19 protein-coding genes are annotated in these 23,797 nt (G+C 66.8%); 16 read left to right on the forward strand and 3 right to left on the reverse strand.

The features are described from left to right. The first annotated feature begins 132 nt into the window (after positions 1–132). The 5 genes from recG to ACYVD7_RS04360 all read left to right on the forward strand — a co-directional run bounded on the left by recG (position 133) and on the right by ACYVD7_RS04360 (position 5,810). On the forward strand, positions 133–2,262 hold the full coding sequence (gene recG, locus ACYVD7_RS04340; protein ID WP_460759512.1) for an ATP-dependent DNA helicase RecG: 2,130 nt from the start codon (positions 133–135) through the stop codon (positions 2,260–2,262). Positions 2,263–2,269: 7 nt separating this feature from the next. After that, on the forward strand, positions 2,270–2,815 hold the full coding sequence (locus ACYVD7_RS04345; RefSeq protein WP_460759514.1) for a DUF4166 domain-containing protein: 546 nt from the start codon (positions 2,270–2,272) through the stop codon (positions 2,813–2,815). Between the two features lie 60 nt (positions 2,816–2,875). Then, positions 2,876–3,811, forward strand: a complete 936-nt coding sequence (locus ACYVD7_RS04350) for a nucleoside hydrolase (RefSeq protein WP_460759517.1) — start codon at positions 2,876–2,878, stop codon at positions 3,809–3,811. A gap of 119 nt (positions 3,812–3,930) precedes the next feature. After that, the gene (locus ACYVD7_RS04355) at positions 3,931–4,173 is read left to right on the forward strand and encodes a type B 50S ribosomal protein L31 (RefSeq protein WP_460759520.1); all 243 of its coding nucleotides are present in this window, start codon (positions 3,931–3,933) and stop codon (positions 4,171–4,173) included. A gap of 332 nt (positions 4,174–4,505) precedes the next feature. Continuing rightward, entirely contained in the window at positions 4,506–5,810 is a 1,305-nt protein-coding gene (locus ACYVD7_RS04360; protein WP_460759523.1) for a citrate synthase, read from the forward strand. Between the two features lie 305 nt (positions 5,811–6,115). Here ACYVD7_RS04360 and ACYVD7_RS04365 read toward each other — a convergent pair whose 3' ends face one another. The 3 genes from ACYVD7_RS04365 to ACYVD7_RS04375 all read right to left on the reverse strand — a co-directional run bounded on the left by ACYVD7_RS04365 (position 6,116) and on the right by ACYVD7_RS04375 (position 11,091). Beyond that, entirely contained in the window at positions 6,116–7,618 is a 1,503-nt protein-coding gene (locus ACYVD7_RS04365) for a M20/M25/M40 family metallo-hydrolase (RefSeq protein WP_460759526.1), read from the reverse strand. 68 nt (positions 7,619–7,686) lie between these two features. Beyond that, positions 7,687–8,346 carry a hypothetical protein gene (locus ACYVD7_RS04370; RefSeq protein ID WP_460759529.1) on the reverse strand — a complete coding sequence of 220 codons (660 nt, stop codon included), beginning with the start codon at positions 8,344–8,346 and terminating at the stop codon, positions 7,687–7,689. A gap of 216 nt (positions 8,347–8,562) precedes the next feature. Then, positions 8,563–11,091, reverse strand: a complete 2,529-nt coding sequence (locus ACYVD7_RS04375) for a penicillin-binding protein 1A (protein ID WP_460759531.1) — start codon at positions 11,089–11,091, stop codon at positions 8,563–8,565. A 465-nt stretch (positions 11,092–11,556) separates the two neighbouring features. On the opposite strand from ACYVD7_RS04375, the gene ACYVD7_RS04380 reads away from it, so the two are divergent. The 11 genes from ACYVD7_RS04380 to ACYVD7_RS04430 all read left to right on the forward strand — a co-directional run bounded on the left by ACYVD7_RS04380 (position 11,557) and on the right by ACYVD7_RS04430 (position 23,794). Next, positions 11,557–12,630: a pilus assembly protein PilM gene (locus ACYVD7_RS04380; protein ID WP_460759534.1), complete on the forward strand. Its 1,074-nt coding sequence runs from the start codon at positions 11,557–11,559 to the stop codon at positions 12,628–12,630. Then, positions 12,630–13,349 carry a PilN domain-containing protein gene (locus ACYVD7_RS04385; RefSeq protein ID WP_460759537.1) on the forward strand — a complete coding sequence of 240 codons (720 nt, stop codon included), beginning with the start codon at positions 12,630–12,632 and terminating at the stop codon, positions 13,347–13,349. The genes ACYVD7_RS04380 and ACYVD7_RS04385 overlap by 1 nt, the downstream gene beginning before the upstream one ends. Beyond that, positions 13,346–14,032: a type IV pilus inner membrane component PilO gene (locus ACYVD7_RS04390; RefSeq protein ID WP_460759539.1), complete on the forward strand. Its 687-nt coding sequence runs from the start codon at positions 13,346–13,348 to the stop codon at positions 14,030–14,032. The genes ACYVD7_RS04385 and ACYVD7_RS04390 overlap by 4 nt, the downstream gene beginning before the upstream one ends. A 67-nt stretch (positions 14,033–14,099) precedes the next feature. Continuing rightward, on the forward strand, positions 14,100–14,591 hold the full coding sequence (locus ACYVD7_RS04395) for a pilus assembly protein PilP (protein WP_460759812.1): 492 nt from the start codon (positions 14,100–14,102) through the stop codon (positions 14,589–14,591). A gap of 14 nt (positions 14,592–14,605) precedes the next feature. Beyond that, complete coding sequence (locus ACYVD7_RS04400; protein WP_460759542.1) at positions 14,606–16,606, forward strand: type IV pilus secretin PilQ; 2,001 nt, start codon at positions 14,606–14,608, stop codon at positions 16,604–16,606. A gap of 204 nt (positions 16,607–16,810) precedes the next feature. Next, positions 16,811–17,821, forward strand: a complete 1,011-nt coding sequence (locus ACYVD7_RS04405) for an AAA family ATPase (RefSeq protein ID WP_460759814.1) — start codon at positions 16,811–16,813, stop codon at positions 17,819–17,821. 22 nt (positions 17,822–17,843) lie between these two features. After that, entirely contained in the window at positions 17,844–18,773 is a 930-nt protein-coding gene (locus ACYVD7_RS04410; RefSeq protein ID WP_460759544.1) for a DUF58 domain-containing protein, read from the forward strand. Beyond that, entirely contained in the window at positions 18,773–19,228 is a 456-nt protein-coding gene (locus ACYVD7_RS04415; protein WP_460759547.1) for a DUF4381 family protein, read from the forward strand. The genes ACYVD7_RS04410 and ACYVD7_RS04415 overlap by 1 nt, the downstream gene beginning before the upstream one ends. Beyond that, complete coding sequence (locus ACYVD7_RS04420) at positions 19,210–20,241, forward strand: vWA domain-containing protein (protein ID WP_460759549.1); 1,032 nt, start codon at positions 19,210–19,212, stop codon at positions 20,239–20,241. Before ACYVD7_RS04415 ends, ACYVD7_RS04420 begins: the two co-directional genes overlap by 19 nt. Beyond that, positions 20,238–22,115: a VWA domain-containing protein gene (locus ACYVD7_RS04425; RefSeq protein WP_460759552.1), complete on the forward strand. Its 1,878-nt coding sequence runs from the start codon at positions 20,238–20,240 to the stop codon at positions 22,113–22,115. The genes ACYVD7_RS04420 and ACYVD7_RS04425 overlap by 4 nt, the downstream gene beginning before the upstream one ends. Next, positions 22,112–23,794: a BatD family protein gene (locus ACYVD7_RS04430; RefSeq protein WP_460759554.1), complete on the forward strand. Its 1,683-nt coding sequence runs from the start codon at positions 22,112–22,114 to the stop codon at positions 23,792–23,794. Before ACYVD7_RS04425 ends, ACYVD7_RS04430 begins: the two co-directional genes overlap by 4 nt. The last annotated feature ends 3 nt before the right edge of the window (positions 23,795–23,797 follow it).

Below are 23,797 nucleotides of genomic sequence, written 5' to 3' on the forward strand. Positions count from 1 at the left end.
CGACACTACCCCGCTTCTGAATTAACCGGAAGCGCACCCAGTCGACGCACCGATCCACGATCCGCGACGTTCACTTCCGCATCCCGCCGCACTGGGGTTCTGCCCGGCGCGAATTCCCGGCATCCTTGCCGCATGCCGACCAATTCCGGCGCCGCCGCGAACCGGCCGGCCGTCGATCTCAACCAGCAACCCCTGACGCGCCTGCAAGGCGTGGGTCCCAGCATGGCCGAGAAGTTGGCCGCGCGAGGGTTGTTCACCGTGCAGGACCTGTGGCTGCACCTGCCACGCCAGTACGAAGACCGCACCCGGCTCACGCCGATCCGCGCATTGCAGGCCGGCGTCGCGGCGCAGGTCGAAGGCGTGGTCGAAGCCGTCGACCGCGGCTTTCGCTACCGCCCGATGCTGCGCGTGGCCATCGGCGACGAGTCGCGCGCGACACTGGTGCTGCGCTTCTTCCATTTCCGCGCCGCGCAGGTCGCGCAGTTCTCGCCCGGCACACGCGTGCGCTGCTACGGCACGCCACGTCCCGGACAGCACGGGCTGGAGATCGTGCATCCCAGCTACCGCGTGCTCGATGCCGCTGCGACCGACGATCTGGGCGACGCGCTGGATCCGGTCTACCCGGCCATCGAAGGCATTGGTCCGGCGACGCTGCGCAAACTGATCGGCCTCGCGCTCGACCGCCTGCCCGACGACGATTCGCTCGAACTGCTGCCGCGCGAACTGCGCGAGGCATTGCAGCTGCCAACGCTGCGCGCGGCATTGCTCACCGTGCACCGGCCGCAGGCGACCGACGACGTGTCCGCGTTGCTGGCCGTCCGCCATCCGGCGCAACGGCGACTCGCGCTGGAAGAACTGCTCGCACATCACCTGAGCCTGCGTCGGCAGCGTCTGGCGCAGCAGGCGCACGCGGCGCCGGCACTGCGCAAGGCGACGCTGTCGACGAAGCTGCGCAAGGCGCTGCCGTTCCGCCTGACTGGCGCGCAGGAGCGGGTGTTCGAGGAAATCCGCATCGACCTGGCGAAACCATCGCCGATGCTGCGGCTGGTGCAGGGCGATGTCGGCAGCGGCAAGACCGTGGTTGCCGCGCTCGCCGCCATGTTCGCGGTGGAGGCGCGCAAGCAGGCCGCGCTCATGGCGCCGACCGAGCTGCTGGCCGAGCAGCACCTCAACAACCTGCGCGGCTGGCTGGAACCGCTGGGCGTGCGCGTGGCCTGGCTGGCCGGCAAAGTGACGGGAAAAGCGCGCAGCAAGGTGCTGGAGGAAGTCGCTTCGGGCGCGGCGCAGGTCGTGGTCGGCACGCATGCGCTGATGCAGGAAGGCGTGGCCTTCAACGACCTCGCACTCGCCATCGTTGATGAACAACATCGCTTCGGCGTGCACCAGCGCCTGGCGTTGCGCGACAAGGGCACGGGTTCGGTCGGTAACGGCGACAGCATCGTTCCGCACCAGCTGGTGATGACCGCAACGCCTATTCCGCGCACCTTGGCGATGGCCGCGTACGCGGACCTGGATGTATCCGCGATCGACGAGCTTCCGCCTGGACGCACGCCGGTGCAGACCGTTGCGCTCAGCGCGGAGCGTCGCCCGGAACTGGTCGAACGCATCCGCAAGGCGTGCGCGGAAGGCCGCCAGGCCTACTGGGTGTGCACGCTGATCGACGACAGCGACGAAGTCGTCGCGCAGGCCGCGCAGAGCACGTTCGAGGACCTGACGAAAAGTCTGCCGGCGCTGCGCATCGGCCTGGTGCACGGGCGCATGAAAGCCGCCGACAAGCAGGCGACCATGCGCGCGTTCAAGGAAGGCACCGTCGACCTGCTCGTGGCGACGACCGTCATCGAAGTCGGCGTCGACGTGCCCAATGCCTCGCTGATGATCATCGAGAACGCGGAGCGCCTTGGCCTGGCGCAGTTGCACCAGCTGCGTGGCCGGGTCGGGCGGGGCAGTGCGGCATCGAGTTGCGTGCTGCTGTACCAGGCGCCGCTGTCGCAATTGGCGCGGCAGCGGCTGGAAACGATGCGCGAAACCAACGACGGCTTCGTCATCGCCGAGAAGGACCTGGAACTGCGCGGCCCCGGCGAACTTCTGGGCACGCGCCAGACCGGGCTGGCGGGTTTCCGCGTCGCCGATCTTTCGCGCGATGCCGATCTGCTGCCGCAGGTGCAGCAGCTGGGCGCGCAGTTGCTCGTACAGGCTCCCGACGTCGCCGAACGCATCGTCGCGCGCTGGGTCGGTGGCGCGGCGCGTTACGCGTCCGCATGATTGCCTGATGGAGAATGCGACGACACGCTGGTTCGGTCCGTACCTCACCCGCCTGCATCCGCGCCTGCAGGCGCTGCATCGCGAGGGTGGGTGCCTGCGCGGGACGGTGACGATCACGTCGGGCAAGGGCCTTGCCGGTTCGATCGGGAGATGGATTGCCAGGCGCATGGGCATGCCGCTGGATCGTCCGCTGCGCGGGTTCGAGGTGCGCATCCGCCACGATCGCGACGCGATGACGTGGGAGCGCCGGTTCGAAGACGGGACGGTGCTGGCATCGACGTTCCGTCCGGTCGGACATTTTCCGGACGGGTACTGGCTGGAGGAGGTTGGGCCCATGCAGCTGAAACTGGCCGTGGACGTGATCGATGGCGGCTGGCATTGGCGGCTGCTCGGCGCCAGCATCCGCGGCGCGGCCCTGCCGCGGTTCCTGTTTCCACGGACGACTGCGTTCAAGCGCATCGATCGCGACGGGCGCTACTGCTTCGGCGTGTCTTTCGCGCTGTTTCCGTTCGGCACGTTGCTGCAGTACGAAGGCCTGCTGCAGCCGGAGTGAGCGGGCTGCGTTTTTGGCCTTCATCGAGCGGCCTGCGCGTCGGGCCTTCATAATGCCGGCATGACTTCGCGCATCCCCTTGCTGATCGATACCGATCCCGGCGTCGACGACGCCCTCGCGCTGCTGATGGCGTTCAATTCGCCGGAGCACCAGCTGGTCGGGCTGACCATCGCCGCGGGCAACGTCGGCCTGGCGCATACCGTCGCCAACGCACTCAAGCTGTGCGAAGTGGCGGGCGTCGATGTGCCGGTGTTCGCGGGCTGCGGGGCGCCGTTATTGCACCCGGCGCGCGATGCTGCCTACGTGCATGGCCGCGACGGCTTCGGCGACACCGGTTACGAACCCGCCCGCCGCGCGGCGGAGACCGAGCACGCCGCCTTGGCGATCATCCGCCTGTCCCACGAACACGCCGGCCGACTCCTGCTGGTCACGCTGGGCCCGCTGACCAACCTGGCGCTCGCGCTGAAGCTGGATCCCACGTTGCCGTCGCGCATCGCCCGCTGCGTGGTGATGGGCGGGGCGGTGACGGCGCACGGCAACATCACCGCGGCGGCGGAGTTCAACGTCGCCTTCGACCCCGAGGCCGCGCATGTAGTCCTCAGTGCCTTCCCGACGGTTGACCTGTGCGACTGGGAGGCCAACCTCAGGCACGGCTTCGCCCATGCCAGCGTCGACGCTTGGCTGCAGGCGGATTCACCCCGGGCCCGGTTCTACGACGCCATTTCCCGCCACACCCGGTCCTGGGCGGCCGACGCCCGCGGCGCCAACTGGCATTCGGCCGACGGCCTGGCCATGGCCTGCGCGCTGGCCCCGGAGGGCATCCTGGACGCCTTGGAGCGGCCGGTCGCGGTGGAACTGGTGGGTCGGCATAGCCGCGGCGCTACCGTGGTGGATTGGCGCCGCGAGGAGGGGATGCCCGACAACGCCCGGATCCTGCAGCGCTATGACCAGGCCCGCTACGACGCCCTGATCCAGGCGGCCCTGGCGGCCCGCTGACCGACCCGCGTTCGGCCGGGGTCTACCGGGTTCTGAAAGCTCGTCCTCGCCGGGGTTGCCACGGTCGGCAAGGGGCCGCTATACTTCTGCGCTTTCCCCGAAACGAAACTGGTTGCGTCATGAAAGCCGACATCCACCCCAATTACCGCGAAGTCGTTTTCCAGGACGTGACCACTGATTTCGCGTTCCTGACCCGCTCGACCCTTGGCAGCAAGGAAACGATCAAGTGGGAAGACGGCAACGAATACCCGCTGGTCAAGCTGGACATCAGCTCGGCGTCGCACCCGTTCTACACGGGCAAGCACAAGATCATGGATACCAGCGGCCGCGTGGACAAGTTCCGCAAGCGCTACGCGAAGTAATCCCGTCCGCGCCATGCGCGCGGATGCCGGAATCATCGTCCGGTCCAGCAGGATTTCCCTGCCGCCGAACAGAGCACGACAGCCACCGCGAGGTGGCTGTTGTCGTTTGGGCGTCTGACGGTTGCGGCCCATTGATTCCGCGCTGTTGATTCCGCTCCGTGTTTTGGAGCTTGGGCTCTAGTAAAAACGCTGTTTTCCGCTCATGCAGCGCCATGCGACGCCGGGTCGTTGTGCAATAATTTCCGGATCGCGGAGGGCCCCGCGGAGTCCCTGCCGAATGTGTTCCCCATCCGTCGCGCAATCCCGCGGCGTGCAGATACCAGGAGCGTTGCGTGACCGAGTCTTCCAAGTCCGGCCTTGATCAGGTCACCGTCACCGCCGGCGACAAGAGCGTCGTCCTGCCGGTCCATCATCCGGTGCTGGGCGCGCCGTGCATCGACATCGGCAAGCTGCCCAAGGAAACCGGCTGCTTCACCTACGACAACGGCTTCACCGCCACCGCGAGCTGCCGCTCGGCGATCACCTACATCGATGGCGATGCCGGCGTCCTGCTTTATCGCGGCTACCCGATCGAACAGCTGGCAGAGAAGTCGAGCTTCCTCGAAGTCGCCTACCTGCTGATGAACGGCGAGCTGCCGAGCAAGGAAGAGTTCTCCAGCTTCGAGCACGAAGTCACGCATCACACGATGATGCACGAGGCCTTCCGCACGTTCCTGTACGGCTTCCGCCACGACGCGCACCCGATGGCGATGCTCACGGGCATGCTCGGTTCGTTGGCGAGCTTCTATCACAACGATCTCGACATCGACGATCCGGAACAGCGCCGCCTGGCCGCGATCCGCCTGATCGCCAAGGTGCCGACGATTGCTGCCGCGTGCTACCGCTACTCGATCGGCTGGCCGATCCGCTATCCGCGCAACAACCTCGAATACACCACGCGCTTCCTGCACATGATGAAGGAAGTGCCGTCTGAGCCGCTTGAGCTCAATCCGGTCGCCGCCCGCGCGATGGACCTGCTCTTCATCCTGCACGCCGACCACGAACAGAACGCGTCGACCTCGACCGTGCGCCTGGTCGGCTCCACCGGTGCCAACCCGTACGTGAGCGTCGCCGCCGGCGTCGCCGCGCTGTGGGGCCCGGCGCACGGTGGTGCCAACGAAGCGGTGCTGAAGATGCTGGCCGAGATCGGCAAGCCGGAGAACGTCGGTTCTGCCGTGGCAAAGGCCAAGGACAAGGAGTCGGGCTTCCGCCTGATGGGCTTCGGCCACCGCGTCTACAAGAACTACGATCCGCGCGCCGCGCTCGTGCGCAAGATGACCCACGAAGTGCTGGGCGCGCTCAACATCAACGACCCGTTGCTGGAAGTCGCGCTGCGCCTGGAAGAGGCTGCGCTGAAGGACGACTATTTCGTGCAGCGCAAGCTGTACCCGAACGTCGACTTCTACTCCGGCATCATCTACAAGGCGCTGGGCATCCCGACCGAGATGTTCACGGTGATGTTCGCCATCGCCCGCACTGCCGGCTGGGTGTCGCATTGGCTGGAGCAGCAGAACGATCCGGAAAACAAGATCGGCCGCCCGCGCCAGATCTACACCGGTGCGGCAACGCGCGACTACGTGGGCATGGACAAGCGCTGATCGCGCTGCGTCCTGTCACAAAAACGCCCCGCATTGCGGGGCGTTTTTTTTGGGCAATCGATGTGTCGATTGAAGTCAGGTGGTCCGGCGTGGGAAGTGGTACCTGGCCTGCGGCTCGCGGGCTCGTAGTGGTCGGTCATCGAGTTGTCGCCGATCAGGTCTGAAAGCAGATCCCTCGTTGCACTCGGGATGACAGGAGAAATGCCTGGACGGCAGAAGGAAACGCGTTTCCGCAACGGCGGCGTGCACGCGCTTCGTCGCGCCGGACACGCAGCCCCAGCACCAGTTGCGTGCGCACAGCCGCGCTACTTCGCCAGCTCGTACAGGTATTGGACGAACGACATCGTCGCGCCGTCGAAGCCCGGGATCTTCGGGTTCGTCGATTCGATCAGGTAGTACTCGTCCGGCCCGTGCGCGCCGCTGCCATGGCCGAGGCCGAAATGCCCGGCCGCCAGCTTCAGCGGCGCGTCGGTGAACGTGTAACCCGGATACGAGCCGGCGTTGCGCGGCCACAGCAGCGGGTCGATGCCCGCGTGCTTGAGCGTCGCGATCTGGGCCTGGATCAGGGCTGCATCGGCGGACGTGCTGGTCGGCCCGTAGCCACCGGTCACGTTCACCTCGATGTCGCCATAGCCGCGTTTGGCAAGGTGCGACTTCAGGGCCGCTACCGCGTCGTCCATCGCCATGCCCGGCGCCAGCCGCAGGTCCATCTTGGCGACCGCGCGATGCGGCAGCACGGTCTTGCCGCCCGGGCCGGTGTACCCGCCGACGAGGCCCTCGATGTTCACCGTGGGTTGCGATGCCAGCCGCTCGTTCGCCTGCTGCCAGGGCAGGTCGTCGATCCAGTGCTGCACACCGAGCTGCTTCTTTGCCTTTGCCTCGTCGCGCCGCTGCGAAGCCGCCGCGATCATCGCCTTCTCTTCCGCGCTGATCGGGCGCGGCTGTGGATAGCCGTCGATGGTGATGGTGTTGCCGTCATCGGACACCAGCGTGCCCAGCGCCTTCACCAGCCGCCATGCCGGGCTGTCCACCATCGCCTTTAGCGATGAGTGGATGTCCTTGGACGGACCGCGGCCCCATTTCTCGCCGCTGGACACCAGTTCCAGCTCGACCACGCCCTTGGCGCCCAGGCTGACGATGACGACACCGTCGGCATCCTGCATTGCCGACGGCATGAACACGCCGACGGTGTTGCGCAACGCGGCTTCGACGTCGGGGCGATGCGCGAGCTGGCTGATGTGCGGCGAGCCGACTTCCTCTTCGCCTTCCGCCACGAGCACGAGGTTCACCGGCGACTTCTTTCCGGCGCCCTTGATGGCGTGCAGGGCGGCGAGGAACGCCGCTTCCGGACCTTTCTGGTTGACCGCGCCGCGCCCGACGATGGCCTTGCCCAGGCCCGGCTTGTCGACCAGTCGCGCCTCCAGTGGCGGCGAAGTCCATTCGGACGGATCGAACTGCTTCACGTCGTACATGAAGTACAGGCCGACGGTCTTCGGCGCGCCGGCGTCGAGCGTGGCGAAGACGCCCGGCTTGCCGTCGGTCTGGACCACCTCGACCTTCTGGAAGCCTGCGTCGCGGGCCAGTTGCGCCATGTACTGCGCGCCACCGGGATAGCCGCGATCCTCCGCAGCGATGGCGGGCTGCCCGATCCAGTCCTGCAGCCGCTTGACCGCTTCGCCGTGGCGCTGCGTCACTTCCGCGCGAATGGCGTCCATGTCCCGGGTTGCGTCCGCGGCGATCGCTGCGCCTGCGAAGGCAAATGCCGTGGCGGCGAAAACACTCAGCGCGCGGTGGGGCGTTGCTGGCATGGTGTGGTTCCTCTGGTTGGATGGGCGTTCGAGTCCGCGGTCGCGTGTCGCGCCCGTGGGAGTACGGCTCAGCCCTGGTCGAGCTCGTAGCCGGCGATTTCCTCGTCGGCGAGCAACTGGCTGAGTTGCGAAGCCGAGGCCCGCCGCATCGGCTTCTCGTCGATTCCCGACAGCGGCGCCTGGCGCAGCACGTCGAGCGGCAGCACGGTCACGTCGAAGGCAAGGTTCTCCGCGCTGAACAGCCACACCGGGAATTCGTCGCTGCGTTCGCGATCCAGGCGCAGCCGGCGCGTGCGTGACTCGGCCGGAATGCCGTGGCGGTCCAGGAAGTGGTGGGCGGCTTCCGGATCGTCGCTGTGCAGGTGCAGGGTGACGGCGGAGCGCGCATCGGCGGTGCCATCCAGGACCGGACCGACGAGGCGCGGGTCGAACGGCTCGAAGAATTCCAGTGCGCGCAGGGCGGCTTCGCGGCGCACGCGAAGTTCGGCGATGTTCTCGCGCTGGAACAGGCGCTGGTACTCGCGCAGCGCGTCCTCGATCTCGCGGTTACGCGGCAGCGAGGCGTCGTCGAAGATACCCAGGCGCTCCGCGGCCTTGAGCTTGGCCTGGTGGTAGTCGCGGATGCCGCCTTCGGCCATCAGGCGGGCGGCTTCGTGGGCCAGGCTGCGCCGGCGTTCGGACGTGCGAGTGAGCGCGTGCTGCTGGGCGTGCTGTCGGGCGTGGCGCATGACGACCTCCGCGGCTGGCACGACGACGACTGGAAGCTTCGTCGCGACCGGAACAGGCGCCGGCGGGAGTCAACGCTAGCACGCAGGGAGTGAATCAGGAATCTCGGCGCCGCCACTGCCTGTATTGGGCACATTTGCCGGCACGAACCGTGCTGCCGGCAACAAAAAGGCGGGCACGAGGCCCGCCTTTTGTGATCCAGACCTGACCGGTGGCGGTCAGAAGATGTCGAACGACTCCTCGGCCGGCACCGCTTCCTGCGGGCCGTAATCGACGAAGGTTTCCATCTTCTCGAGGTCCTCGGTCTTGACCCACTCGACCACGCCGGTGCTGCCTTCGGGCAGCAGCGAGCCGTTGGCGGCGACGGACACCTTCACCATCCCGTCGGGCGGTTCGTTGCCGGCAATCGGCTGGTCTTTCAGCGCGACGCGCATGTAGTCGATCCAGATCGGCAGCGCCGCCTTGCCGCCGTACTCGCGGTAGCCGAGCGACTTGAAGTCGTCGCGGCCGACCCAGACGGTGGTGACGTACTGGCCGCCCACGCCGGAGAACCAGGCGTCGCGGTGGTCGTTGGTGGAGCCGGTCTTGCCGCCGACGTCCTCGCGACCGAGCACCTTGGCCGCGGTGCCGGTGCCGCGCTGCACGACGTCGCGCAGGATCGACACGATCTGGTAGGCGATGCGCCCGTCCATCGCGCGCGGTGCCAGCACGAAATCGCTTGGCAACGGCTTGGCATCCTTCGGCTTGGGTGCCGACGTTTCAACGGGTTTCGCGGCGGGCTTGCTGCCACCGGCGGGGCCAAGGTCGAAGCCATCGACCACCGCGGATGCCTGCACCACCGGCTGGCCCGGTGCGCCACCACTGGCGCACGACGGACACGCGGTCGGCGGCTTCTCCTTGAAGATCACCGCGCCCGTGTTGTCTTTCACCTCGTCGATGAACCACGGCGTCACCAGGAAGCCGCCGTTGGCGAACGCGGAGAACCCGCGCGCCATCGACAGCGGCGTCAGCGAAGCCGTGCCCAGCGACATCGACAGGTTCGGCGGCAGGTCCTTCTCTTCGAAGCCAAAGTGGCTGATGTACTTGCGCGCATAGTCCACGCCGATCGAGTCGAGCAGGCGCACCGACACGAGGTTGCGCGACTGCACCATCGCCTCGCGCAGGCGCATCGGACCGGCGAAGTTGCCGCTGTCGTTCTGCGGACGCCAGATGTGGCCGCGGCGGTCCTTGAACACGACCGGCGCATCCAGCACCACCGACGCCGGGTTGAAGCCGCGCTCGAACGCCGCCGAGTACACGAACGGCTTGAAGCTGGAGCCCGGCTGGCGCCGCGCCTGGGTGGCACGGTTGAACTTGTTGCCGGCAAAGCTGAAGCCGCCGGTCAGCGCGCGCAGGGCGCCGTTGGACGGCTCCAGCGAGACGAGGGCGGCCTGCGCCTGCGGCAGCTGGTCGAGCTGGTAGCTCACGCGCACCGGCGCGGCGGCGGCCGCCTTGCCGTCGGTGGCCTTGGGCGCTTCGGCGGTGGCGGGCGTCTCGACGCGGCGCAGGCGAACGCGGTCGCCGCGCTTGAGCAGGCTGCCCGGGCTGCGGCCCGCGTAACCCTGGTTACCGGCCAGGTCGACCTGGGTGCCATTGGCCAGCAGCAGCTTCGCGCCGGAATCGTCGCTGGACAGCACGATGGCCGGCCACAGCGCGGCCTGGGTCGGAACCGTGTCCAGTCGCGCCGCGGTGGTCGCCGGGTCCTCGTTGGTGGCGAGGTCGTAGTGCTCTTCCACGCCGTGCCAGCCGTGGCGCTGGTCGTACACCCGCAGGCCCGCGCGGATGGCCTCGTCGGCGGCGGCCTGCAGGGTCGGGTCGATCGTGGTCAGGACGTGGTAGCCCTTGGTCAGCGCCTCGGCGCCGTACCGGGCGATCATTTCCTGGCGGACCATTTCGGCGACGTAGGGCGCGTAGACCTCGACCGGACGCTCGTGCGGCGTGGCATGCATCGGCACGGCCTTGGCGGCGTCGGCGTCGGCCTGGCTGATGAACTTCAGCTGCGCCATGCGTTGCAGGATGTAGACGTCGCGGCGTTCCTTGGCTCGCTCGGGATTGCTCAGTGGATTGGCCGTGGACGGGAACTTTGGGATCGCCGCCAGCGACGCCATCTCGTCCAGCGAAAGCTGGTTGAGCTTCTTGCCGTAGTAGAACTCCGCCGCCGCACCCACGCCGTAGGAGCGATGGCCGAAGAAGCTCTTGTTGAGGTAGAGCTCGAAGATCTCGTCCTTGCTCAGCTCGCGCTCGATGCGCATGGCCAGCATCATTTCGGCGAGCTTGCGCTTGTAGCTGTATTCCTGGCTGAGGAAGAACTGGCGCGCGACCTGCTGGGTGATGGTCGAACCGCCCGGCACGCGCTTGTCGTCGGTCGTGGCCAGCAGCCACACCGCACGCGCAATACCCTTGAAATCAAGGCCGTGGTGCTTGTAGAACCGCGCGTCCTCGGCGGCGAGGAAAGCCTGCTTCAGGCGCGGCGGCACGTCCTCGATGTTGACCGGATAGCGACGCGTCTCGCCGAACAGCGCCATCAGGCGGCCGTCGCGTGCGTAGACATACATCGGTTCCTGCAGCTCCACGTTCCGCAGTGTTTCCACATCGGGCAGCTTGGGAGCAATGGCGTAGTACAGATAACCCAGCGCAATCACGCCGAGCAGGGCCACGCTGGCGAGTGCAATGAGCGACCAGCGCAGCAAACGTCGTAAACGGGGCATCGAAGCGGATTTCCTGTGCAGCGTAGGATTGCGGGTGTGTTGGTCGAGGAGTATAGATGACCCCCGTGCACGCTCTGGAACGAATGGAAACGCGACAAGCGTTCCGCGAGGCAGGCGTCACACGTGGGGCATGTGGGTTGGGAGGTCGCCTGTGATCGGCGCTTTGCGCAGTTCACTCAGGGGAGGCGGTCTTCAAGCGGGCGGGACTGCGGTTGTGCCCGTCCCGGCCAGGACCGGACGCCATGGTGTCCGATCGAGGCAGGTGCCCGGCACCGGTTGGGGTCGATGGTTGCCTGAAGGGGTCCGTCTAGGGGTTCCAAAGGTCGTCGGCCGGTCCCGGACGGGTTCGGCGTTGGAGGGGAAAAGCGGTCTGGTTGGCAGTTCCCGGAACGTGGGTGTTGCCAGTCCGTTAAAAGTCCGATATTTAAGGCACGGCCACACGAAGTGCGCGTAAGCGCTTGTGGCATGGGGAGAAAAATCGTGGGGATCGTCACAAAAGGCCAGCCGACCCTTGTCGGCGTGGACATCAGTTCGACCGCGGTGAAGCTGTTGCAGCTCTCAAAGGCTGGCGACCGCTACCGCGTCGAGCACTATGCGGTCGAGCCGCTGCCGCCCAACGCCGTGGTCGAAAAGAACATCGTCGAGGTCGAGGCGGTGGGCGAAGCGATCAAGCGCGCGGTCAACCGCTCGGGAACCAAGATCAAATACGCCGCGGCCGCGGTGGCTGGTTCGGCGGTGATCACCAAGGTGATCCCGATGCCGGCCGACCTGGACGAGGACGACCTGGAATCCCAGGTTGAACTCGAGGCCGTCAATTACGTGCCCTACCCGATCGAGGAAGTGAACCTCGATTTCGAGGTCCTGGGGCCGATGCCGAACAATCCGGGCACCCTGCAGGTCCTGCTGGCGGCGTCCCGCTCCGAGAACGTCGAACTGCGTTCCTCGGCGCTGGAAATCGGCGGTTTGACGCCGAAGGTCATGGACGTCGAGGCGTTCGCGATCGAAAACGCCTTCGCGCTGCTGGCCAACCAGCTCAGCGGTCCGCGTGACGGCCTGACCGCGCTGGTCGACTCCGGCGCGACCATGACCACGCTCAACGTGCTGCGCAATGGCCGCAGCCTCTACAGCCGCGAGCAGGTCTTCGGCGGCAAGCAGCTCACCGACGAGGTGATGCGACGCTATGGCCTGAGCTACGAAGAGGCCGGCCTGGCCAAGCGCCAGGGCGGCCTGCCGGAAAGCTATTCGGCCGAAGTGCTCGAGCCGTTCAAGGAAGCGATGGTCCAGCAGGTCAGTCGCCTGCTGCAGTTCTTCTATGCCGGCAGCGAATTCAACCGCGTCGACCAGATCGTCCTCGCCGGTGGCAACGCGGCCATTCCGGGCATTGCCCAGATGGTCGAAGAGCAACTCGGCGTGCCGACGCTCGTAGCCAATCCGCTGGCCCACATGACGCTGGGTCCCCGCGTCCAGGCGCACGCGCTGGCACAGGACGCCCCGGCCCTGATGATCGCCTGCGGCCTTGCCCTGAGGAGCTTCGACTGATGGCACGCATCAATCTCCTCCCGTGGCGCGCCGAGCGCCGCAAGCAACGTCAGAAGGAATTCGGGATCCTGCTGGGCTTTTCGGCCCTCGGCGCAGTCCTGCTCTCCTTCTTGATGATCGGTTACTACAAGGCCCAGATCAGCGGCCAGAACGAGCGCAACCAGTACCTTACCGACCAGATCGCGCTGGTGCAGAAGCAGATCGACGAGATCAAGCTGCTCGACGAGAAGAAGGACAAGCTGCTCGCGCGCAAGCAGGTCATCGAGAAGCTCCAGTCCAACCGCTCGCAGATGGTGCACCTGTTCGATTCGCTGGTGCGGACCATCCCTGACGGCGCCGTGCTGACGGCCATCAAGCAGGACGAGGACATCCTCACCCTGGAAGGCCGGGCCCAGTCGAACGCGCGCGTCAGTACCTACATGCGCAACCTGGAAGGCTCCGGCTGGATGACCAAGCCTGACCTCTCGATCATCGAGGCCAAGGGTGATGACAAGTCGCTGCCCTACGAGTTCAAGCTTCAGGTGAAGCTCGCCAACCCGAACGCCAAGGATGAAGACGGCGATGGCGTGCCGGATGCTCCGGCTCCGGGTACGACTCCCGCCGGAACCATGGCACCGGGTGCTGCCGCTCCCGCAACTACGCCGTCGGCCACGCCACCCGCCGCAGCTCCGGCGGCCGCACCTGCCGCAGCGCCAGTCAAAGAAGGAGCCGCGTCGTGAGCAAGAAGAAAATCTCACTGCGGGAACTTGACTTCAACAACATCGGCGGCTGGCCCCAGCAGGCGAAGATCGGCCTGTGCGTGATCATCGCGCTGCTGATCGTTGGTCTGTCATGGTGGCTGTTCGTACGCGAAAAGCTCACCGAGCTCGAAGGCCTGGAAAGCAAGGAAACCGAACTGCGTCAGGAGTTCGAAACCAAGCAGGGTCGCGCTGCCAACCTCGAGCCGCTCAAGCTCCAGCTTGCGCAGATGGAGGAGCAACTCAAGCAGATGCTGCGCCAGCTGCCCAGCAAGACCGAGATGCCTGACCTGATCGTTGACATCTCGCAGACCGCGCTGGCCACCGGCATCACCAACGAACTGTTCCAGCCTGGCGCGGAAGTCCCCAAGGAGTTCTACGCCGAAAAACCGATTGCGCTGCGCATGGTGGGTACCTACCACCAGTTCGGCGGCTTCGTGAGCGGCGTGGCGACGCTGCCGCGCGTGGTGATCATGACCATGCATGACATCCAGCTGCAGCCGCGCAACCACGACAAGTCCGGCAAGATCATCCCGATCACGCCGAACAGCCCCCTCGAACTGGCCGGCACGGTGAAAACCTACCGCTATCTGGACGAGGAAGAAGTGGCCGAACAGGAAGCCGCGACAAAAAACGCGGACGCTCAGAAGCAGGGGGGTACCTGAGATGCGTGGACATCGAGTTCGCCTGCTGAGTGCCCCAGGCTCCAGGACGGTGCTCGGCCTGGCGTTGATGCTGGCCCTGGCCGGTTGCACGCGCGGCATCACCAGTACCCCTGGCGATGCGCCGAACCTGGAAAAGTGGGTGGCCGAAATCAAGGCCAAGCCCGCGCCGCCGCTGGAACCGCTGCCCGTGATGCAGCAGTTCGAGACATTCGAGTACGCCGCTTACGCGATGCGTGACCCGTTCAGCAATGCCTTCACCGACGACGGGACCGGTAGCGGTCCACGTCCCGATCGCGACCGCCGTCGCCAGACGCTCGAGCAGTTTCCGCTCGACAGTTTGGACATGGTCGGCACGTTGGGTACCGGTGGCGGGATCGTTGCGCTGGTCATGGCGCCGGACAAGGTGACGTATCGAGTGCGGCCAGGAAATTACATGGGCCAGAGCGATGGCCGGGTGACCGGGGTCTTCGAAGACCGCATCGAACTGGTGGAACTGGTGCCGGATGGCGCGGGTGGCTGGCTGGAACGTCCAGCGTCGGTCGCATTAGAAGATCAATGATTGGGGGATAGACGATGACCGTTTTCAACGCCAACCGCTGCAAGCGCACCGGCATCGGCCTCGCAATCGGGCTGCTCGCCGGGTTCAGTGCGGCCAACGCCGCGTCGCCAGCCCCGCAGGGCAGCTTCGTGCCGACATTCGTCGCCCAGGTCGCTTCTGCGACGGCTCCGACGCCCAGCAACGATCCGGCCAAGCAATTGCCGGGTACGGTGTCTGTCGCCAACATCGACTTCAAGCGCGGTGATGGTGGTTCCGGCAAGCTCATCCTGCGGTTCAGTGGTGATGGTGCTGCGCCGGACCTGCGCACCACCGGTTCGACCATCACCATCAATGTGGGTAACGCCCAGCTGCCTGCACACCTGCAGAAGCCGCTGAACGTGACCGACTTTGCCACGCCGGTGCAGAGCATCGACGCACGGGCGGCCGGCAACGGGTCCCAGCTGGTGCTGAACACCAACGGTGCGTTCGAATCGATGGCGTACCAGACGGGTCGCGATTACATCGTCGAGATCTCGCCGCGCGCAGCCGGTGCACGCCGTGCGGTGGGGGCATCCACGTCCAGCAGCTCGGCTGCCGGTGCCACGCCTCGCTACGCCGGTCGGCCTGTCACCTTCAACTTCCAGGACGTACCGGTTCGCACCGTCCTGCAGCTGATCGCCGAAGAGTCCGGGCTGAACATCGTCGCGGCCGATACGGTCGTGGGTAACGTCACTCTGCGACTGGTGAACGTGCCTTGGGACCAGGCGCTCGACATCGTCATGCAGGCCAAGGGCCTGGACAAGCGTCGCAGCGGCAACGTGGTCTGGGTCGCCCCGCAGTCCGAAATCGCCAAATACGAACAGGACAAGGAAGACGCGCGCATCGCGCTGGATTCCCGTGCTGACCTGGTGACCGAGTACATCCAGATCAACTACCACAATGCCGGTGAGATCTTTAAGGCGTTGACCGAGGCAAAGGGCATCGGCGGCGGCGGTCAGGGTGGTGGTAACCAAGGTAACAATCAGAACTCCAGCAATGACAATGGCTTCCTTTCCACTCGAGGAAGGCTGGTTGCGGATGAGCGCACAAACACGCTGATGGTCAGCGACATTCCGAAGAAGGTCGCCCAGATCAGGGAGCTTGTGCATGTCATTGATCGGCCAGTAGATCAGGTGATCATCGAGGCCCGCATTGTCATCGCGACCGAAACGTTTTCGCGTGAATTGGGTGCCCGCTTTGGTTTTTCGGGCCAGCGGGATCATGCCCTGGCCAGCGGCTCATTGGACAGCAACCACAACTACATGAACGGGTTGGCTTCCAACGCCGAGGCTACCGCCACGTACAACAACGCCCTCGCCGCATGGATAGCAAACGGCCGCACTGGCACCGCACCTACGGCCCCTACTTTGCGGACTCCCTCGTGGTTGTTCCCGGCCGGTTATAACGTCAATCTTCCGGTCACCAATCCCGCGGGTGCGCTGGCCCTGACCATTCTCAACGCCGGCCACATCCTCGACCTGGAGCTGTCGGCCATGCAGGAAGAGGGTCGCGGCGAGGTAATCTCGAACCCGCGCGTCGTCACGAGCAACCAGCGTGAAGCCGTCATTCGCCAGGGCCAGGAGGTCGGCTACGTGACCCTGACAAATCAGGCTGGTGGCCAGTCGCAGCAGACCGTCCAGTTCAAGGACGTGCTGCTCGAGCTCAAGGTCACCCCGACGATTACCAATGACGGCCGCGTGTTCCTCAACATGAACGTCAAGAAGGATGAGGTTGAGGGCTTCGTGCAGGCCTCTATCGGCCAGGTCCCGCTGATCAACAAGCGCGAGGTCAACACTGCCGTGCTGATCGAGGACGGCCAGACCGTCGTCATCGGTGGCGTGTACGAGTTCCGTGATCGCAGCGACGTGCAGAAGGTTCCGTTCCTGGGCGACATCCCGTTCCTGGGCAACTTCTTCCGCAAGAAGGGCAAGTCGAAGGACAAGGCCGAGCTGCTGATCTTCGTGACGCCGAAGGTTCTGCAGGTAGCACAGCGCTGAGTCGCTGCCGGTCGTAACGAACGGGGGCCTGCGGGCCCCCGTTTGCGTTCATGGATCGCGATTTGACCGCCGCTTGGCAGCGTGATCGGCAAAATGAACGGAAGCAGGCGGCCGCGCGGATCCGGACTATCGGCACGAACTAGTGCGCGCGTCTTCGGTCAGAATCCGGCGAGCCCCAGCACCGAGAGCGCGATGGACAGCAACATCCACGCCCCCCCGCACGACCAACCCCGAACCGACCCCGGCAGCGGGTTGCACGCCGCATTCCATCGCCTGCGCGACGGGCTTTCGGCCGAGATCGTCGGCCAATCCGCCCTGATCGAACGGCTTCTGATCGCGTTGCTGGCGGACGGACACTTGCTGGTGGAAGGTGCCCCCGGCCTGGCCAAGACCAGCGCCATCCGCGCCCTGGCTTCGCGCCTGGAAGCCGACTTCGCCCGTGTCCAGTTCACGCCAGACCTGTTGCCGGCGGATCTCACCGGTACCGAGGTCTGGCGCCCGCAGGACGGACGCTTCGAATTCCAACCCGGCCCGATCTTCCATCCGATCCTCCTCGCCGACGAGATCAACCGCGCGCCGGCCAAGGTGCAATCGGCGTTGCTGGAAGCCATGGGCGAACGCCAGGTCACCGTCGGTCGTCACACCTATCCACTGCCTTCGTTGTTCCTCGTAATGGCGACGCAGAACCCGATCGAGCAGGAAGGCACCTTCCCGTTGCCCGAGGCGCAACTTGATCGTTTTCTGATGCACGTGCGCATCGGCTATCCGGAAGCCGCCGCCGAAACCGAAATCCTCCGGCTGGCGCGCGAGCGCGCCCGTGAGACCGTACGTGCGACGACAAGCGCCATCGCGCGCATCCCGATATCAGAAGTGTTTGCTGCCCGCGCTGCGGTGCTCGATCTGCACGTGGCACCACCGGTAGAGCGTTACCTGATCGAACTCGTGCTTGCTTCGCGTGACGCACGACGCTATGACGCCACACTCGCCCGCCGCATCGCATGGGGCGCGAGCCCGCGTGGCTCAATCGCGCTCGAACGCTGCGCACGCGCACATGCCTGGCTGGCGGGGCGCGACTACGTCACCCCCGACGACGTCCGTGCGATCGCGCCCGACGTGCTGCGCCATCGCATCCTGCCCAGCTACGAGGCCACGGCCGAAGGCTGGGATGGCGATCGCCTGGTGGGTGAACTGCTGCGGCAGGTTCCACTGCCCTGATCCGCGGGCGGGCTCAACGGCAATGGCGAACGAAGCGAAAGGCCCGGTGGGCGACGCCAGCAACGGCATCCAGCCGACGCTGGCTGAACTGGTTGCGTTACGCGGCGCTGCCAGCGGGCGACGCGCCGCACGGCTGGGCCGTCACGGTGCGAGTGGACACGCGTTGTCGCCACTGCGCGGACGCGGCATGGAATACGCCGAATCGCGCGAATACGTCGCCGGAGACGACGCCCGTCATATCGACTGGCGACTCACCGCACGTACCGGACGCGCCCACACCAAGCTGTTCCAGGCCGAACGCGAACGCCTGACCCTGGTGGTTGCCGATACCGCACCAACGCTCTATTTCGGAACGCGTGTGCGTTTCAAATCAGTGCAGGCGGCACGCGCGGGTGCCGTCGCGGCGTGGGCCGCCATGCGCGACGGCGATCGCATCGCAGCCTTGCGCGGCAGCGTGCGCGAACCCCCGGTTGCACCGGCGTCCGGTGCGCGCGGTGCATTGCGCGTGCTGGACGCGCTGGTACGCTGGTACGCGCAGCCACCCGAAGACGATGCGGGACTGTCCGTCGCGCTCGACCACGCGCAGCGCTTGTTGCGACCGGGGTCGCGCCTGATCGTGCTTGCCGATCCACGCAGCGTCGCGGGTATCGCGGAGCGTCGCTGGCCGGCGCTGGCGCAACACCACGAAGTGATCGTGCTGCTGTTGACCGATCCTCTGGAGGCCGCGCCGCCTGACGCCGCGTTGCCATTCAACACCGCAGGGCATCGCGTGGAAATCGACCTCGCGGCGTCGGCACAGCGTCAACGCTGGCACCAGGAATTCATGGCGCCGGTGCAGGCCGCGCTGGACACATTGCCCGCGCGCGGCGTGCGCGTGCAGGCGCTCTCCACGACGGCAGCGAGCGAATCCTGGTTGCCCCTGCTGGGCCGCGCACGGCCACTGGTGGCCTGATGCAGGCGCCGCCGCTCGTCCTGCGCGACATCCACGAGCTGCCGGCACCGCCGCTATGGCCGCCGGCTCCGGGCTGGTGGCTGCTCGCGGCAACGCTGATCGCGATTTTCGTCGTCGCGTGGTACCTGCGCCTCCGACGATTGCACCGTCGTCGCGCGATCGCTGCGGTGTTCGACGACGCGCTGGGACATGCCAAAGACGAGCCCGCCCGCATCGCCGCAATGTCCGACCTGCTTCGCCGCGCGGCGCGTCGCCGCGATGCTGGCGCGGACAAGTTGCACGGCGATGCGTGGCTGCGGTTCCTCGATGCCGGCAATCCGGCCGCCGGTTTTTCCGACGGCGTCGGGCGTCTGCTGCTGGACGGCGGGTTCCGTAGCGACGCTGACCCGCGCGATGTCGACGCGCTGCGAACATTGGCGCGCGCACGGTTCATGCAATGGATGTTGCCGCCGTGATCGACGCCCTGCTCACGCGCATCGATGACCTGCGCGACCTCTTCGCGTGGCCGTGGTGGCTGCTGGCGCTGCCGGCCCCGCTGCTGGTGCGCTGGCTGCTGCCAGCGGCCCGGAACGACGCTGCCGCGCTCAAAGTGCCCTATGGCGAACGCATCGCTCCCATCGCGAAGGGTGGCCATCGCAGCCTGCGCGGTCACGGCGCCGGTTGGTTGGCATGGCTGGGCTGGACGCTGCTGTGCATAGCCGCAGCGCGCCCGCAGCAACTGGGTGAAGCCCTGCAACCGCCGCAAGCCGGTCGAGACCTGATGCTCGCGCTCGACCTGTCGATGAGCATGAGCGAACCGGACATGGAGCTGGGCGCGCGCCCGGTCGATCGCCTCACCGCGGCGAAGGCCGTGCTCGCGGACTTCCTCGATCGTCGCGCGGGCGACCGCATCGGCCTGCTGGTGTTCGGGCGGCGCGCCTACGTACTGACGCCGCTTACGCTGGATCGGCAATCCGTGCGCGACCAACTCGCGGACAGCGTCGTTGGGCTGGCCGGACAGGAAACCGCAATCGGCGACGCCGTGGGACTTGCAGTCAAGCGCCTGCGAGCGCAGCCGGCGGAGCAGCGCGTACTGATCCTGCTGACCGATGGCGTCAACACGGCAGGCATGCTGGATCCGCACAAGGCGGCGGAACTGGCGAAAGCCGAGCACGTCCGCGTGCACACCATCGCATTCGGTGGCGAAGGGTCGCTGTCGCTATTCGGCATCCAACTGCCGATGCCTGGCGCGGGAGACGACATCGATGAAACCGCGCTGCGCGACATCGCGGCGCAGACCGGCGGAAAATTCTTCCGCGCGCGCGACACTTCAGAGCTCGTCGGCATCTATGCCGAGATCGATCGCATCGAACCGGTGCGTCGTCCGGGCAAGGCTGTGCGTCCGCGCCTGGAACGCTACCCGTGGCCTCTGGGGGCCGCGCTGGCGTGCGCGCTGCTTGCGTTCGCCGTTCCGCGGAGGCGTGCATGAACGCGCCACTCGACTTCGCGGGTTTCGATTTCGCGAGCCTGGCCAATCTTCACTTCCTGCGCCCGTGGTGGTTGCTTGGCTTGCTTGCATTGCCGCTGTTGGCCGTGGCGTGGCGCTTCCGCCAGCGACGCCGCAATGCGTGGCATGGCATCGTCGATGCGCACCTGCTGCCGACGTTGCTCGATACCACCCTGAGCCGACGCGGCCGCGTCGGACTGTGGATCGCGATGCTGGCCGGTGCAATCGCCGTGCTCGCGATGGCGGGCCCGAGCTGGCGCCAGTCCGCGCAACCGCTGTGGCAGTCGCGTACGCCGCTGGTGATCGCGCTCGACCTGTCGAGCGCATCGCTTGCCGCCGACCTTCCTCCTTCGCGGTTGGCCCAGGCGCGCGCCAAGCTCGCGACGCTGCTGCGCGAACGCAACGGCGGCCAGGTGGCGCTGGTGGCGTTCGCCGACGACGCTTACACCGTCGCGCCATTGACCGATGACGCGGCGAACGTCGCGCTGTTTCTCGACGCGTTGCAGCCCGACGTCATGCCGGTCGACGGCCAACGCGCCGATCGCGCGATTGCCTGGTCGATGCAGCTGCTCAAGCGCGCCGGCGCATCGCAGGGCGACATCCTGTTGATGACCGATCACGCGGACAACGCCGCGCGCGATGCTGCAAGCGACGCAGCGGGCGCAGGCTATCGGGTGTCGGTAACGGGCCTGGGCGGCGATGCCGGCGTGGCCTACCGCCGCACCGACGGTCAGATCGCCAACGCGCGATTGGATCGCGACTCGTTGCGACGCCTTGCCAGCGCGGGCAACGGTCGTTACGCGGATATCACCGGTGACGTGGGCGACCTGCGTTCGCTCGGATTGCTCGATCCCGGCAGTGCCAGCGGCTCCGCGTTGCGTGGCCAGGCCGGGCTGACGTGGCAGGACGAAGGCTACTGGCTGCTGCCGCCGTTGCTGTTGCTTGCGTTGTTTGCGTTCCGGCGTGGCGCGGGCACGCTCGCCGTGCTTGCGCTGTGCTTCATATTTCCGCTGCAGTCGGCTCACGCTGCCGACCTCTGGCGTCGCGCCGACCAGGCCGAACACGCGCGGATGCAACGCGGCGACGCGGCCTACCGGAAGGGTGATTTCGCCGGCGCCGCGAAGCAGTACGAAGGCATCGACAATGCCGACGCCAACTACAACCGCGGCAACGCACTCGCCAAGGCCGGGCAATTGCAACCGGCGATCGACGCCTTTGATCGTGCGTTGCGACAGCGGCCGAAGATGGACGACGCACTGGCCAACCGGCGTGCCGTCGAGCAGGCGCTCAAGCGGCAACAGCAGGGTGGATCGAACCAATCGCAGCGTGGCGGAAAAACGCAATCGGGGCAGGGCGGGCAGTCGCAGCAGCAGGGCGGGCAGCAGCAGCGACAGGATCCGTCCACGCAATCCTCGCAGCAGCGAAGCCAGCAGCAAAATCAGCAGCAGCAAAATCAGCAGCAAGCCGGAAAGGGCGCGCAGCAGAATCAGGATCGCCTGGGCCAATCGTCGCAACCACAAACCGGGCAGACGCAACAGGATCCTGCGAATCGCCAGTCGCAGGCTGCATCGCAGCAATCGACAGCGCCCGCCAAACCAACGGACGCCGCCACCCAGCAGCAGGCCGACCGCGCCCAGCGCGAAAAAATGCAACGCGAATTGCAGGCGCAGCAGGCACGAGCGGAAAAAAACGGACGCGCCGCCACCGCGCCGAAGGAAACCGCCGAGCAGCGCGAACGCCGCATCGCCAACGATGCCTGGCTTCGTCGGGTGCCCGATGATCCGGGTGGCTTGTTGCGCGCGAAGTTCCGCCTCGAATTCGAACGCCGCCAACAGCAGGGACGGCCCGGAGAATGACCATGATCCACGCGCGTGCCCGTCGGCACCTCCTGCTGCGGTTGTCGTTGCTGCTGTCGTTGATCGCGGTCGTGTTCACGGCCAGCGCGCAACCGCGTGCGTGGCTGGATCGCGACCAGATCGGCTCAGGCGAGACGGTCACCCTCAACGTCGAGACCGACGGCGCCAGCCAACCCGACTTCGCGCCTTTGCAGCGCGACTTCGTGCTCAGCGGTCGCAGCAGTCGCGTGCAGGTGGACAACACCGGCGTGCGCAGCCTGTACGCGGTGGCGCTGCGCCCGCTGCGCGACGGCACATTGGCGATCCCCGCGCTCACCGTCGGCAACCAGCGCACGCAACCGTTGACCCTGCAGGTGGCGCCAGGCAATGCCGCGCCCCCGCCGCGCGGCGACGAGGATGCTTTCATCGAAAGCGAACCCGACGACGCCCGTCCCTACGTGCAGCAGGCCGTGGGCTGGGTGGTGCGGCTGTATTCGGCGGCGCCGCTGGTGTCGGGCGGGATCGAGCAGCCCGCGCCCGAAGGTGCATCGCTGCAGCAGGTCGGCGAAGACGCCCGCTACTCGCGCGAAGTCGGCGGGCGCCGCTATGAGGTCATCGAGCGTCGCTACCTGCTGATTCCCGAGCGCAGCGGCGCGTTGACGGTGCCGGGTGCGCGCTTCGAAGGCCGCGGCGTCGGCGGCATGTTCGACGAGCTGTTCGGTGGTCGTGGCGCGGAGCTCAGCGCACAGGCACCGGCGCGGACGCTGCAGGTGCAGGCCGTGCCCGCCAATGCACCACAGCCCTGGTTGCCGTTGCGCGACCTGCAGTTGCGTTACGTCACCACGCCGCGCGACTTGCGTGCCGGCGCCGCCGCAACGCTCACCATCGAGGCCACCGCCGATGGCGCCAGCGCGGCGCAGATGCCGGAACTGCAATTGCCGCCGATTGATGGCGTGCAGGTATTTGCCGATCCGGTCCAGGCTGACGAGACCTTCCGCGAAGGCCGTCCGCGCGTGAAGCTGACTCGCAAGTTCTCGCTGGTGCCTTCGGGCGAGGGCGCGGCGAAGCTGTCCGGGATGCAGCTGGCCTGGTGGGACGTGAAGTCCGGCACGGCACGCACCGTGAGCCTGCCGCCCTTGTCCTGGGCTGTGGCGCGCGCGGACGGCACTGCGCCTGCCGCCGTGAAGGCATTGCCTTCGGGCGAGATCGTCGGTCCCGCACCTGCACGGGCGGCCGGAAGCAGCGGAGCGAATCGCGTGTGGATACTGGCGACGCTGCTGTTCGCCGCGTTGTGGCTGTTCACGCTGGTGTGGGGCTTCCACCAGCGCCACCACGCGCACGCGCGTGCCGCGTCGCATGGCCATGATGCCGACGGATCGCCGTCCCCGCAGTCGGGTGGACACCGGTCCGACGCCAAGGTGCTGCAACGCGCGCTGGACACCGGCGACCTTGGCGAGGTCGCGGACGCGTTGTGCGCGCTTGCGATGCCGCCCGTGCGCGATGTCGATGCGATGCGGACGCAGCTGGCCGATGCGCGCCAGCAGGCCGCGATCGATGCGTTGCAACGCGCGCGCTGGGGTGGCGGTGATGGCTCGCTGGCAAGGCGCCAGCTGCGTGATGCCTTCGCGAAGGGACCGCACTGGAAACCGAAGGTCGTAGCCGCGGCATCGCCGTTGCCGCCGCTGTATCCGCCAGGGTGAGGC

It is taken from the genome of Lysobacter fragariae (assembly GCF_054779775.1).

What these genes read in the sequence shown, in the direction of transcription:
- recG (WP_460759512.1), top strand. Translation starts at nt 133, where the DNA reads ATGCCGACCAATTCCGGCGCCGCCGCGAACCGGCCGGCCGTCGATCTC.
- ACYVD7_RS04345 (WP_460759514.1), top strand. Translation starts at nt 2,270, where the DNA reads ATGGAGAATGCGACGACACGCTGGTTCGGTCCGTACCTCACCCGCCTG.
- ACYVD7_RS04350 (WP_460759517.1), top strand. Translation starts at nt 2,876, where the DNA reads ATGACTTCGCGCATCCCCTTGCTGATCGATACCGATCCCGGCGTCGAC.
- ACYVD7_RS04355 (WP_460759520.1), top strand. Translation starts at nt 3,931, where the DNA reads ATGAAAGCCGACATCCACCCCAATTACCGCGAAGTCGTTTTCCAGGAC.
- ACYVD7_RS04365 (WP_460759526.1), bottom strand. Translation starts at nt 7,618, where the DNA reads ATGCCAGCAACGCCCCACCGCGCGCTGAGTGTTTTCGCCGCCACGGCA.
- ACYVD7_RS04370 (WP_460759529.1), bottom strand. Translation starts at nt 8,346, where the DNA reads ATGCGCCACGCCCGACAGCACGCCCAGCAGCACGCGCTCACTCGCACG.
- ACYVD7_RS04375 (WP_460759531.1), bottom strand. Translation starts at nt 11,091, where the DNA reads ATGCCCCGTTTACGACGTTTGCTGCGCTGGTCGCTCATTGCACTCGCC.
- ACYVD7_RS04380 (WP_460759534.1), top strand. Translation starts at nt 11,557, where the DNA reads ATGGGGAGAAAAATCGTGGGGATCGTCACAAAAGGCCAGCCGACCCTT.
- ACYVD7_RS04385 (WP_460759537.1), top strand. Translation starts at nt 12,630, where the DNA reads ATGGCACGCATCAATCTCCTCCCGTGGCGCGCCGAGCGCCGCAAGCAA.
- ACYVD7_RS04395 (WP_460759812.1), top strand. Translation starts at nt 14,100, where the DNA reads ATGCTGGCCCTGGCCGGTTGCACGCGCGGCATCACCAGTACCCCTGGC.
- ACYVD7_RS04400 (WP_460759542.1), top strand. Translation starts at nt 14,606, where the DNA reads ATGACCGTTTTCAACGCCAACCGCTGCAAGCGCACCGGCATCGGCCTC.
- ACYVD7_RS04410 (WP_460759544.1), top strand. Translation starts at nt 17,844, where the DNA reads ATGGCGAACGAAGCGAAAGGCCCGGTGGGCGACGCCAGCAACGGCATC.
- ACYVD7_RS04415 (WP_460759547.1), top strand. Translation starts at nt 18,773, where the DNA reads ATGCAGGCGCCGCCGCTCGTCCTGCGCGACATCCACGAGCTGCCGGCA.
- ACYVD7_RS04420 (WP_460759549.1), top strand. Translation starts at nt 19,210, where the DNA reads ATGGATGTTGCCGCCGTGATCGACGCCCTGCTCACGCGCATCGATGAC.
- ACYVD7_RS04425 (WP_460759552.1), top strand. Translation starts at nt 20,238, where the DNA reads ATGAACGCGCCACTCGACTTCGCGGGTTTCGATTTCGCGAGCCTGGCC.
- ACYVD7_RS04430 (WP_460759554.1), top strand. Translation starts at nt 22,112, where the DNA reads ATGACCATGATCCACGCGCGTGCCCGTCGGCACCTCCTGCTGCGGTTG.